The sequence below is a fragment of the Komagataeibacter melaceti genome, from assembly GCF_003403295.1.
In the GTDB taxonomy this organism is placed as follows: domain Bacteria; phylum Pseudomonadota; class Alphaproteobacteria; order Acetobacterales; family Acetobacteraceae; genus Komagataeibacter; species Komagataeibacter melaceti.
In genome coordinates this window covers 60,980-72,901 of sequence record NZ_QUWV01000149.1, presented here as the reverse complement: position 1 = coordinate 72,901, position 11,922 = coordinate 60,980, and the positions used below count along the sequence as shown (strand labels likewise).

10 protein-coding genes are annotated in these 11,922 nt (G+C 66.3%); 3 read left to right on the top strand and 7 right to left on the bottom strand.

From position 1 onward, the window contains the following. A partial coding sequence (locus DY926_RS14535) for a cation:proton antiporter domain-containing protein (RefSeq protein ID WP_186336187.1) occupies positions 1 to 893 on the top strand: 893 nt, incomplete at its 5' end. Positions 894 to 895: 2 nt separating this feature from the next. On the opposite strand, the gene DY926_RS14530 is transcribed toward DY926_RS14535, so the two are convergent. Continuing rightward, a complete protein-coding gene (locus DY926_RS14530) occupies positions 896 to 1,798 on the bottom strand; it encodes a LysR family transcriptional regulator (RefSeq protein ID WP_116704018.1) in 903 nt (300 codons plus the stop codon). 45 nt (positions 1,799 to 1,843) lie between these two features. Further along, a complete protein-coding gene (gene trhO / locus DY926_RS14525) occupies positions 1,844 to 2,839 on the bottom strand; it encodes an oxygen-dependent tRNA uridine(34) hydroxylase TrhO (protein WP_116704017.1) in 996 nt (331 codons plus the stop codon). Positions 2,840 to 3,069: 230 nt separating this feature from the next. On the opposite strand from trhO, the gene arsC reads away from it, so the two are divergent. Beyond that, positions 3,070 to 3,438, top strand: coding sequence for an arsenate reductase (glutaredoxin) (gene arsC, locus DY926_RS14520; protein ID WP_116704026.1), 369 nt, complete (start codon positions 3,070 to 3,072; stop codon positions 3,436 to 3,438). A gap of 25 nt (positions 3,439 to 3,463) precedes the next feature. Here the strand turns inward: arsC and DY926_RS14515 are convergent, their stop codons facing one another. The 3 genes from DY926_RS14515 to DY926_RS14505 all read right to left on the bottom strand — a co-directional run bounded on the left by DY926_RS14515 (position 3,464) and on the right by DY926_RS14505 (position 9,763). Continuing rightward, positions 3,464 to 6,985 carry a YhaN family protein gene (locus tag DY926_RS14515; RefSeq protein WP_116704016.1) on the bottom strand — a complete coding sequence of 1,174 codons (3,522 nt, stop codon included), beginning with the start codon at positions 6,983 to 6,985 and terminating at the stop codon, positions 3,464 to 3,466. Further along, entirely contained in the window at positions 6,972 to 8,231 is a 1,260-nt protein-coding gene (locus DY926_RS14510) for a metallophosphoesterase family protein (RefSeq protein WP_241503246.1), read from the bottom strand. The genes DY926_RS14515 and DY926_RS14510 overlap by 14 nt, the downstream gene beginning before the upstream one ends. 62 nt (positions 8,232 to 8,293) lie before the next feature. Beyond that, a complete protein-coding gene (locus DY926_RS14505; RefSeq protein WP_116704014.1) occupies positions 8,294 to 9,763 on the bottom strand; it encodes an NAD-dependent succinate-semialdehyde dehydrogenase in 1,470 nt (489 codons plus the stop codon). A 403-nt stretch (positions 9,764 to 10,166) separates the two neighbouring features. On the opposite strand from DY926_RS14505, the gene DY926_RS14500 reads away from it, so the two are divergent. Continuing rightward, positions 10,167 to 11,069, top strand: a complete 903-nt coding sequence (locus DY926_RS14500) for a LysR family transcriptional regulator (protein ID WP_186336186.1) — start codon at positions 10,167 to 10,169, stop codon at positions 11,067 to 11,069. A 49-nt stretch (positions 11,070 to 11,118) separates the two neighbouring features. Here DY926_RS14500 and DY926_RS14495 read toward each other — a convergent pair whose 3' ends face one another. Together DY926_RS14495 and DY926_RS14490 are read right to left on the bottom strand one after the other, a co-directional pair. Further along, positions 11,119 to 11,451, bottom strand: coding sequence for a hypothetical protein (locus DY926_RS14495; RefSeq protein ID WP_116704013.1), 333 nt, complete (start codon positions 11,449 to 11,451; stop codon positions 11,119 to 11,121). A gap of 100 nt (positions 11,452 to 11,551) precedes the next feature. Beyond that, on the bottom strand, positions 11,552 to 11,758 hold the full coding sequence (locus DY926_RS14490) for a cold-shock protein (RefSeq protein WP_025812654.1): 207 nt from the start codon (positions 11,756 to 11,758) through the stop codon (positions 11,552 to 11,554). Positions 11,759 to 11,922 lie beyond the last annotated feature (164 nt).

The window sequence follows — 11,922 nt, the reverse complement described above, 5'->3', positions numbered from 1 at the left end:
GGCTGGGGGTGTCGGGTGTCATCACCACCGTTGTGGCGGGGCTGGTGGTGGGCTGGCGGCAGCATGACGTATTCAGCGCCGATGCGCGCCTGCGCTGGGCGGCGGTGTGGGAGGTGCTGGTCTTTTTGCTGGAATCACTCGTGTTCGTGCTGATCGGCACATCCGTGCATGCCATCGTGCTGCGGCACATGGGCACGGGGTGGGTCAGGCAGGACGTGTTCCGCCCGGTGGCGGGTATTGTCGCTGCCGTGCTCATCTCGCGTTTTGTGTGGATGGCGGTGACCGAGGGGCTGCGTGTGATCTGCCTGCCCCGCAGGATGCGCCCGGACAGGCGGATGTTCTTCGGCTTCATCGCCATCATGGGCTGGTGCGGCATGCGTGGGGTGGTCAGTCTGGCCATCGTGCTGGCCCTGCCGGAAGACATGCCCAACCGTGACATCATGCAGATCGCGACCTTTGTGGTCATTCTGGTGACGGTGCTGGTGCAGGGCACGAGCATTGGCTGGGTCATCCATTTTACCGGCGGGGGGCACGGGCATGCATGGGGGCAGAAGCATTACCTGTCGGTCTCGCAGGCGCGCGCGCTGGTGGCACAGGTGCAGGAAAACGCCATACGCGAACTGGCCTATGGCGCGGATGGGCAACTGATCCATGCCCACCTGCTGGAGCAGTATGCCTACCGTGCGGAACTGGCCGAGCGTTTCAGCCATGAACAGCAGGCGCTACAGGGGCGGCAGGATGCCGAATACAAGATGCAACTGACCATAATAGATGCCGGGCGGGCCGAACTGCTGCGCCTGCACCGCAGCGGGGCGGTGCATGACGTGGTACTGCACCAGCTTGAACATGAACTGGACCTGCAGCAGATGATCGCGGAAGGCGGGCTGATCTGACCTCAGGCGGTTTCACGCGCCAGCAGGGCGGCAAGCCAGTCGGCAAAGATCTGGAGGCGGCGGGAGAGGTGCTTGCGGTGCGGGTACAGCAGCGTCATGGGCATCGGTTCGGCCCGCCAGTCCGGCATGACCTCAACCAGTTCGCCACGCTGGATATGGTGGCGCGCGTCATAGGCGGGAACCTGCACCAGCCCCAGCCCGGCAAGGCAGCAGGCCACCAGTGTCTCGGCATTGTTGACACATACCCGCCCCGGCAGGGCCATGGTGCGGGGCGCGCCGTCTTCCACCCATTCCCATTCCTCCACCCGCCCGGTGGTGGGGGAGGCATAGCGCACGGCCTCGTGCCCGTGCCGCAGGTCGGCGGGGCAGAGCGGCATGCCATGGCGGGCGAGATAGGCCGGGCTTGCCACGTTGACCAGCGGCAGTTCACCCATCCGGCGTGCGATCAGCCCGGAATCCTGTAACGGGCCGATCCGCAGCACGCAGTCCACCCCGTCCTCGATCAGGTTGATCGTCCGGTCGGTCACGCCCAGTTCAATGTCAATATCGGGATAGTCGCGGAGGAAGCCGGGCAGCGCGGGGGCCACGAGCAGGCGGCCGATCCGCCCCGGCATGTCCACGCGCAGCAGGCCGCATGGCCCGGCTTCCCCGCTGCGGAACAGGTTTTCCGTTTCCTCAACATCCGCCACCAGCCGCACGCAGTGGTGGTAAAAGGCGGTGCCATCAGGTGTGGGCGCAACCGAGCGCGTGGTGCGCGCCAGCAGTCTGGTGCCCACGCGTGCCTCCAGTTCCTGTATGGCCGTGGAAACCGAGGAGCGGGGCATATTGAGCGTATCGGCCGCATGGGTGAAGCTGGATGTTTCCACCACGCGGGTAAAAATACGGAAAAGGTCGATACGGTCCACTCGGCTCGGCTTTCCTGTCTGCGGCCCTTCGGGACGGGGTAGGGATCAGGCGTCCGGGCCATCTCCCTGCCGGGCGGGGTCCACGCCAAGGTGGTGGATGCCCTTCTGGCTGGCAATGCGGATCTGGCGTTCGCGTTCGGTATAGCGGCGGCGCTGGGCCTCGGTCCGTTCGCCATGGCAATGGGGGCAACTGACCCCGGCCTCGTATTCCGGGGCCTGCCGGTCGGCCTCGCTCAATGGTGCGCGGCAGGCATGGCATGTGTCAAAATTGCCGGGTTTCAGCCCGTGGCCCACGCTGACGCGCTGGTCGAACACGAAACACTCGCCATCCCACAGGCTTTCCTGCTCGGGCACCGTTTCCAGATATTTCAGGATGCCGCCCTGCAGGTGGAAGACATCCTCGATCCCTTCGGCGCGGACGAAGGCCGTCGCCTTCTCGCACCGGATGCCGCCGGTGCAGAACATGGCGATTTTGGGCGTGCGCCCCTGTTCCACCAGTTCGTGCCGCCGGTCACGGAACCACTGCGGGAATTCACGGAAGCTGCGCGTGCCCGGGTCAATCGCGCCACGGAAGGTGCCGATCGCGACCTCATAGTCATTGCGGGTGTCGATCAGGATCGTGTCGGGGTCCGAAATCAGGTCGTTCCACTCGGTGGGGGCGACGTAGTGACCCACATCGCGCCGGGGGTCCAGGCCCTCGACCCCCATGGTCACGATCTCCCGCTTGATGCGGACCTTCATGCGCCGGAACGGCAGGGCTGGCGCGCGGGAGAACTTGACCTCCATATCCGCGCAGCCGGGCAGGGCGCGCAGGGTGGAGATGATGGCGGCAATCGCATCGTCGCTGCCGGCAATGGTGCCGTTTATCCCCTCATGCGCCACCAGCAGTATGCCGCGTATGCCCAGTTCGTGGCAGGCATCGAGCAGCCGCGCACGCAGGGCCACGCAGTCCGCAAACGGCGTGAAATGGTACAGCGCCGCCACGCAGACAGGCAGCGTGCCCTGCGGGTCGGGCGGAAGGGCGGGGGCGGATGGGTTCATCGTAATGGGCAACCATGGCTGTAAATGGCCACATATGGCCGCCGGGCATCCAGCCGGTACCTGTATGTGGCCCGATAGGCCCGGCCAGCCGGGCAGCGAGTGCCGCAGTCATAACGGAGTTTGCGCCCGAATGCACCATGGGCGCATGCATGGCCGGTGGTGATGGCCGTATTTTCAGGGGGCATGGGCGTCTGTATCATGCCGTGCGTATCTGGATAATGGATGAAGTGATGACCGTAACCCTGTACCATAACCCCGCCTGTGGCACGTCACGCAACGTGCTGGCCATGATCCGTGAGGCGGGGATCGAGCCGGTCGTGATCGAGTACATCAAGAACCCGCCCACGCGCGCTGATCTGGACGTGCTGGCCAGCCGCCTGTGCGTGCCTGTGCGCGAACTGCTGCGCCAGCGCGGCACGCCTTATGCCGAACTGGGGCTGGATGACCCGGCCCTGACGGACGGGCAGATACTTGACGCCATAGCCGCCCACCCCGTTCTGCTCAACCGGCCCGTGGTCATGACCGACACCACCGCGCGCCCCTGCCGCCCCAAGGAAGTGCTGTTCGAGATCCTGCCCGAGGCAGCGCCCCCAGCCTAAACCCCGGCGCGGCGGGCGGAACGGGCTAAGGCGCCGCCGCAACAGCGGCGGGGCCGGGGGCTGTGATGCGGGGCAGTTCGATCAGGTTGACGGGCGTGCCCCCCGCCTGTAGCGCGCGGGCCATGTCGCGGATGCTGTCATGGTGGGTGAACAGCAGCACCTGTGTCGTGCGTGCAAAATCCGCCAGCGCGCGCAGGGTGCTGCGGGTGCGGGCGTCATCAAACTGCACCAGCAGGTCATCGGCAATGAAGGGTAGTGGCTCGGTGGACCTGCAATAGGTCTCCACACTGGCGAGCCGGAATGCAAGGAACATCTGGTCGCGCGTGCCCGCGCTCATGGCCGTTACGGGCACGATGCTGCCATCATGGCGCATGCCCTGCACCACGGGGTCGTTGCGCGCATCCAGTTCGGTACGGATGCCCGTGAACGCCCCCTGCGTGGCGAGGGACAGGAACTGCCCCGCGCGTGTGACCAGCGGGTCCTGTTCCTCGGCCCGCACGCGGTCGATCGCGCTGGCGATCAGGTTGCGCGCAAGGGTCAGTTCCGCATATTCCGCCACGATCTGGTGCAGGCGCGTAATCGCGGCTTCGCGCCGGGCGGCGGCCTGTGGCGCTTCGGTATTGTTTTCAAACGCGCGCAGGGCCGTTTCCTCGCGCTGTTCGGCGCGCACGGCGTTGTCGCGCAACTGCTCCAGTTCTTTCAGCCGGTCATCAATCCGTGCGATCTCGGCCGTCAGTTCAGGCAGGTCGCGGCCATCAATTTCGCGGTCCAGTTCGGCTGGGGTCTGCCCCTCCGCCATGCGGGACAGGGTGTGCAGCGCCTGCGCATGGCTGTCCGCCAGCGCGTCGCGCCGGGCCAGACGCTGGGCAAGCTGTGCCAGTGCGTGCGGGCTGTCCGCCTGCGTGCGGGCCTGTAGGGCTGCCACCTCCGCCTGCGCACAGGTCAGGGCGGCTTCGCTTTCCCGGGCATGGCGGGCGGCCTGATCGTATTCGGGGCGCAGGGCCTCGCGCTGGGTCTGGTTGGTCTGGGCGGCCTGCCAGCGCTGTTCAAGCGCCTGCGCCGCCGCCACCGCGTCATGTGGCAGGGCCGGACTGATATGGAGGCGGATGTCCTCCAGCACCTGTGCCAGCGCGGCCATGGCCTGCCGGGCCTGAAGTGCGGCTTCATCCAGTTCGGACAGGCGTTCGATATGGGCGGGCGCGGCACCCCATTCGGCGGCAAGGTCACAGGCGAGGGCGGGCGGGGCATCGGCCGGGAGGCCAAGCGCCTGTATGGCGGGTGTCCACTGACCTTCCCATACCTGCCGCGCCGTATCCAGCTCGGCCGCCTGCGTGCGCTGCAGGGTCCGCGTGGCGCGCAGGTCATCAAGTTCGCGCTTCAGGTTGCCATATTCAGCATGTTCGGCAGCATGCACGCGCAGGGCGGCGGTGACGGCGGCAACACAGGCGGCAAGCGGCTGGTCGGGGTCAACCCCCAACTGGCGGGCAAGGCGCAGCATGGTCTCGTGCACGGTGTCGGGGTGGATGCGCTCCTCGGCCAGCAGGGTGCGTTCATGGGCGATCTGGCTGGCTTCGGTCAGGATGTCCGCGCGCAGCCGCACAAAGCTTTCCAGTGCCTCCACCGTTGCCGCATGCGGGAGCAGGGCGGCGAAGGGGGCCATGAATTCCCGCCACTGGCAGGCCATCTGCTCGTTCAGGTGTGTCTGGTGCCGGGTGAAAAAGGCGATTTTGTCGTCACATTCACTGATCGCGTGCCGCAGCGCCTCGATCCGGGCAATGCGGTCCGCCTCCGCCATCAACTGGGTGGACAGGGTATCGGCCCGGTCCATGGCCGCATCGAGTGCCGTGGCCTGAAGCTGGCGCGTGGCGGCGGGTGTGCTGGTGGCGGGATCAAGATAGGCGCTGCGTATGTCACGCCACAGCCCGTCACGCGCGGCGCGGGCGGTGGCCAGCATCTGTGGCGTGACGGCGCTGCCGGTCTGTTCCAGCCGGGCGCGTTCAGGGTGGAGCGTGGTCAACTGCTCACGCGCCGCCGCCAGCCTGCTGGCCAACTGCTCATGTTCGCTGCGCAGGGCATGCTGGCATTCGGCCTGCCTGCGCACGGCGTCCGGGCCGGGGCAGGGCAAGTGGCGAAGTTCCTCCACCGTCATGCCCCCCAGCGCGGCCAGACGGGCGTCAAGGCTGGCCTGCCGCTGGTCCAGCCTGTCCGCGCGGAGTTCGAGCCGCTTCATCTCGGTCGGCAGGGCGGCGAGGGCGGGCGCGTCCTCATGCACGGGCAGGTCACGCCCGGCGGCGCGCAGGCTGTCCAGGCGGGCCTGCGTGCGGGCCATGGCCTGTTCGGTCCGGGCAAGCTGCTGGTTCAGGTTGTCGTGCTGGCTTTCCCACTGCACCCGCGCATCGGCCAGGCGGCGGATGGTATCGAGCACGGCGCGATCGGGCATGAACTGGCGCAGGTCGCTATCCGCCCCCCGACCCAGACGCTGGCGCAGGCTGGCGAGGCTTGCGTTGATGGCGCGCCGTTTCTCCTCATGCGCGGCGGCGAGTGCCTGATGGCGCTGGACCTCATGACCGAGGTGAATGGTGCGGGTTATGGTGTCGCGCATGGCGTCCAGCGCGGCTTCATCCGGTGGTACGGTGATCTGCTGGCCCAGCCGTGCAGCCTGCTCCACCGCCGCCACGTGGCGGGTGTGCGCGGTCGCGCAGGCATCCAGCACGCTGGTGATGCTGGCCCCCATGCCTGCGGGCAGGTCTGCAAGGGGGGCCAGCGCCGCCAGTTCGGTTTCCAGCACGCTGATCTCGTGCATCTGCGGCAGGGCCGCCGCCAGCCGTTCCAGCCGCGTGCGCAGGCGGCGCAGTTCGGCCAGGTTCTGGCTTATGTCCGTTTTCTGCTGGTGGGCCTCATCACGCAGGCGGCAGTGCTGGGTATAGGCATCATGACCGAGGGAGGCATCCTTCAGCGTTTTCTGTGCCGCGCCAAAGGCGTCCACCGCCTGATAGAATTCGCGCTCACCAGCACGGCGGGGTGCGAAAAGCTGGTGATGCCGCGTGTCGATCTCCTCCAGCCGCGCCATCAGGGCGCGCAGACCGCCGCCTGCCTCCACGATCAGGCGGCCGATATCCCCGTTTGCCTTGAGCAGGTCCATGCCGCCGGTGCGCAGGGTCTCGTCATTCAGGCCGAACAGGGCGGCAAAGCGTTCGCGCGTCATGGCCCCCAGCGCGGGGGCCAGCAGGCTGTCACTGACCGCGCTGTTCGCGTCATCCGCCATGGACAGGGTGCGCGTGCGCCCCTTGCGCCGCCGCAGCGCCAGTTCCTGCCCATCGGCCAGCAGCAGCCGTGCTTCCAGCCGGATCTGGTCATTGCCAAAAACCGCGCCAGCCTGTGAGTTATGCGTCACCCCGAACAGGAAATCCGATATGGCGGACAGGCATGTGCTCTTGCCTGCCTCGTTCGGGCCATGGATGACATGCAGGCCGTTTCCATCGCCAAAGTTCAGGTCCAGTGCCGCAATGGCCCCGTAGCGGATGATCCTGAGTTCACTGATGCGCATCGGGCGCGCCTTCCGGGTTTTCCACCAGCAGCATGGCAAGGTCCACCGCACGTTCCGGCACATCCCGCAGGATGCCCGCAACCATTTCCTCGCTACGGCTGTGGGCGGGCATGCGGTCGAGCACGGTGGTCAGGATCTGGCTCAGTTCCGCCTGTAATGCATCCGGTGTGGCCGCATGGCGTATGTCGGCCGCGATACGCCCGCCGGTGGAGGGGTCAAGCACCGCCGGGCGCTCCGGCTGGCGGGTATGGACGCGCAGGCGCTCAAGCCAGATTTCATCCGATATGCTGGCAAGGATGGTCTCGACCTCAAGCTGCAGTTCATGGGCCGCGCGGATCAGGCCGGCATGCAGCGGGGTCGTGCCGGTCAGTTCCAGCCGCAGCGCCAGCGGGCGGCCCTGCGCCTGCGCCAGCAGGTCATGTCCGACATTGCGGATCAGGCCGGTCATGTCGGCATGAGTGGTGGCGGTGGACAGGTCCACCGTCGCGCTGGCCCAGCGCACGGCGTCCAGCACCTGATGCTCCACTGCCGTAACCGCGCCATTTTGCACGCTGACCAGTGACGCGCCCTTTGGCCCCGCCTCACGCGCGTGGCGGCCCTGCAGGTTGCCCGCATAGACCACGTACGGGTTCTCATGCAGGATTTCGCGGGTGTGGACATGCCCCAGCGCCCAGTACTGGTAGCCATGGTTGACCAGTTGCGCCACGGTGCACGGGGCGTAGGTTTCATGCCCCTCCCGCCCTTCGCACGCCGTATGCAGGATGCCGATGTTGAACAGGCCGGGCACCGGGGCGGGGTAGTGGCGGGCGATGTTGTCCTCCACCTTCCGGCTGCCGAAGCTGCGGCCATGAACGGCTACGCCCAGATCCTCCATTATGCGGGTTTGCGCCCGGCTGGATGCAAACAGGTGCACGTTGTCGGTTACATGCAGGTGCCGGGCGAAGCGGTTTTCCGCATCATGGTTGCCCAGGATCATGAACACCCGGATGCCTGCCTTCTGCAGCCGCGCCATGCCGTTGATGAAGAACAGGCCGCATTGCGTATCGCGCAGGTCACCATCAAACACGTCACCCGCCAGCACGACAAAGCGGCATTCCGTGCTTATGGCCAGTTCGATCATGTCGTTGAAGGCGCGGCGCGAGGCATCGGCCACAAGGCGCGCGTAATCGCCCGATTTTTCGGTCAGCCCCAGCAGCGGGCTGTCCAGGTGCAGGTCTGCGGCATGAAGGAAGCGGAATTCGTCCATGCCGCCATCGTAATCCATTGAAAGGGGAAGTAAATGCACCCCTGCCATCGCGGCGTGGGGCTTCAGCCCTCGGGGTCGGTGATGTCGGTGCAGATATACTTCATTTCCATGTATTCATCCATGCCGTAACGCGAGCCCTCGCGCCCCATGCCGGACTGCTTGATGCCGCCAAAGGGCGCGACCTCGTTGGAAATCAGGCCGGTATTGTGGCCTACCATGCCGTATTCCAGCGCCTCGGCCACGCGGTGGGCGCGGGCGTGGTCGCGGGTGAAGAAATAGGCCGCAAGGCCGTATTCCGTGTCATTGGCCATGGCGATGGCTTCGGCCTCGGTATGGAACCGGAACAGCGGCGCCACGGGGCCGAATGTTTCCTCACGCGCGATGCGCATGGCGGGCGTGGTATCACGCAGCACGGTCGGGCGGTAGAACAGCGCGCCCGCCGGGTCGCGCGCGCCGCCGCACATGACCGTGGCCCCGTGGTCCACCGCGTCACGCACATGGGCTTCCACCTTTTCCAGCGCGTGCGTGCTGATGAGTGGGCCGATGACGGAATCCGGGTCGCTGCCCGGCCCGACGCGCAACTGCTCCACCGCCTGCGCCAGACGGGTGGCGAAGGTGTCGTATATACCGTCCTGCACCAGAAAGCGGTTGGCGCATACGCAGGTCTGCCCGGCATTGCGGTATTTGGAGGCGATGGCGCTCCTGACGGCCTGATCGACATGCGCGTCATCAAACACGATGAACGGCGCATTGCCCCCCAGTTCCAGCGACAGGCGCTTGAGCGTGGGGGCTGACTGCGCCATGAGGATGCGCCCGACCTGCGTTGACCCGGTAAAGGAGAGCTTGCGGATATCGGGGCTGGCGCACAGGGCCTTGCCCAGTTCGATCCCGTCGCCCGGCAGGACCTGCAGCAGCCCCGCCGGCACCCCGGCCTGCCGCGCCAGTTCACCCAGCGCAAGGGCGGTAAGCGGCGTCTGTTCCGATGGCTTGACAATGATCGCACACCCCGCCGCCAGTGCGGGGCCGGTCTTGCGGGTGATCATGGCGGCGGGAAAGTTCCATGGCGTGATCGCGGCGCACACCCCCACCGGCTGACGGATCACGCTCAGCCGCGTGGCGGGGTTGGTGGGCGGGATCACATCGCCATAGGCGCGCATGGCTTCCCCCGCGAACCAGAGCAGGAAACTCGCGGCGTAACGGATTTCGCCCGCCGCCTCGGCGCGTGGCTTGCCCTGTTCGGCCACGATCAGGGTGGCCAGGTCGTCAAGGCTGTCCATGACCAGTTCATGCCAGCGTGTCAGCACCACCTGCCGCTGCGCACCGGTGCGGTTGCGCCATTCCGCCTGCGCGCGCACCGCAGCCGTGATGGCGCGCGTGGCGTCATCGGGGCCACATTCGGCCACTTCCGCCACCAGCGCGCCGGTGGCGGGGTTGTGCACGGGGCGGCGGGCACCGGTGCTGGCGGGACACCATGCGCCGTCAATCAGCGCATCCTTGCGGAACAGGGATGTATTGGTGAGATGCACGGTCATATCGGTCTCCGATGCGGGCGAAAGGGCTGGCGGCGTGATCCGTCCGGGGCGGGCCGCGCCAGCACCTGCCCGCCAGTGCTCCTGCTTTCATCCCCGATCAGGTCCGATGCCGTCAATGGCCAGCACCCAAGCCGTGGGGCGGTGGGGAGATGGTGTTTTTTCAGGGGTTGATGCCATTCTCTCCCGTCCTGTGCCGGAAAACCGGGCGGGGGCCGTTACGTGCCGTTTTCCGCTTCTTACGGGAAAGTGATGGGTATGGCCGTGGCCATGATCGCCCGTTCCGGTGGCCGGGACACGTGGCCCAGCCATCCCCGCACGGGTGCCCTGCCATGGGGAGAGGCCTCTGGTTAAGGTCCGGCCTGTCCGATATGCAGGGGGGCATTTCAATCAGGGTGATCAGGGCGTGTTTCTGCGGCAGTTGACATATCTCATAGCACTGGACCGCTACCGGCATTTTTCCCGCGCGGCGGAAAGCTGCGGTGTGTCGCAGCCCGCGCTTTCGGCGGCGATACGGCAGATGGAAGCCGAACTGGGCATTACCATCATCCGGCGCACGCGCCGCTTCAATGGCCTGACGGATGAGGGCAAGCGCGTTCTGGAATGGGCGCGCCAGACACTGGCGGCGCTGGACGGACTGCGGCAGGAAGCCGCCTTTGCGCAGGAAGTGGCGGGCGGCACGATTTCCATCGGCCTCATGCCACCGGCCATGCAGACCATCCCGCTACTGCTTGAAAGTTTTCGCACGGCGGTGCCCGGCCTGCACATTCAGGTGCGCATGGGTTCCAGCGCCGACACCATCCACCGCCTGCGCCAGCAGCAGCTTGACCTTGGTCTGGTCTATCTGGACCAGATACCCGATGACAGCCCCTTTGACACGCTGCCCCTCTATACCGAGCAGCACGTGCTTGTCGCGGCTGAACCGCTGGTGCTGCCAGCAGGGCGGCAGGACTGGAGTTCGCTTGCGGACCTGCCGCTATGCCTGCTGGGGCCGGAAATGCGCTCGCGCCAGATTGTGGACGCCGCCTTTCGCGGGGCGGGGATAAGCCCCGGTATCGTGCTGGAAACCAATTCGCTGGAAGTGCTGTACGGTGAACTGCTGGCCGGGCGTCTGGCCAGCATCCTGCCGGTTGCAGCACTCCCCACCCATACCGGCCATGCCCGCCTGCAGGTGCGCCCGCTTGGCCCGTGCGCCGCGCCGGAGGTCGGGCTGGTCCGGCTTGCATCTTCGCTGCCGACCGCGCTGTCCACGCGCATATGGAATACGGCCGCGGGCGTGAACATGCATGATGTCTTCACCATTGGCTGAAGTCGTATATGCGCCAGCCGTAAGGGCGGTTTAAGGCTGCCCCTGGGCCTTAGGGCGTCCCGTTCCCGAATACACGCCGTTCCTGCTGGCGGAAGGCGGACCAGTCGCGCTGATAGCGATCAGGCGGCGGTGTCTCGCGCGGGTGTGTATCGGGGAAGGGGGCGTGTTCGCTTTCCCATGGCCATGTTGGGGCCGGGGGCATGCCACCTGTGGGCAGGGGCGCGAAATGTGGGGTCGCGGGTGCGAAGGGCAGGGTGCTGCCGGCAGGGAAGCTCGGCGCGGGTGGAATGACCACGCTGCCGTTCCAGCCGCCGGGGGTCTGCTGTGCCCATGCCGGAGCAGGTGACAGGCAGGACAGGATCAGCCCGAGGACGGGGGCCATGGCCCTGTGGCGCGATGCGCCTGACGTTGTGGTGACGGGCGGAAAAAGAAAAGGTACGTAGAAATAAAAACGGCAGGAACCGGAGTTCCTGCCGAGATTATCAGCCAATGCGAAGATTGACTGCAGAAGACTTGCCGTTACGGCCCCGTTCGAGGTCATACGTCACGGCCTGTCCCTCGGACAGGGTCTGCTGGCCGGCCTGCTCGACTGCCGAGATGTGGACGAAAGCGTCGGCGCTTCCATCTTCAGGCTGGATAAATCCAAAGCCCTTCTGGGCGTTGAACCATTTAACTGTTCCTGCGGCCATATCTGGCCTCCTTGAATAACCGGCACCCCACACGAACATGCGCGGGATCAAGACTTTTCGTTTTATCGGGGATGCCAGAAGGCCGCTTAGCGAGGCTTTGAAATCTTGTCCGTAGCTGAAAAGTCCAGCCGTGAGAGTCTTTCTACACACATTGGATGCAGAAC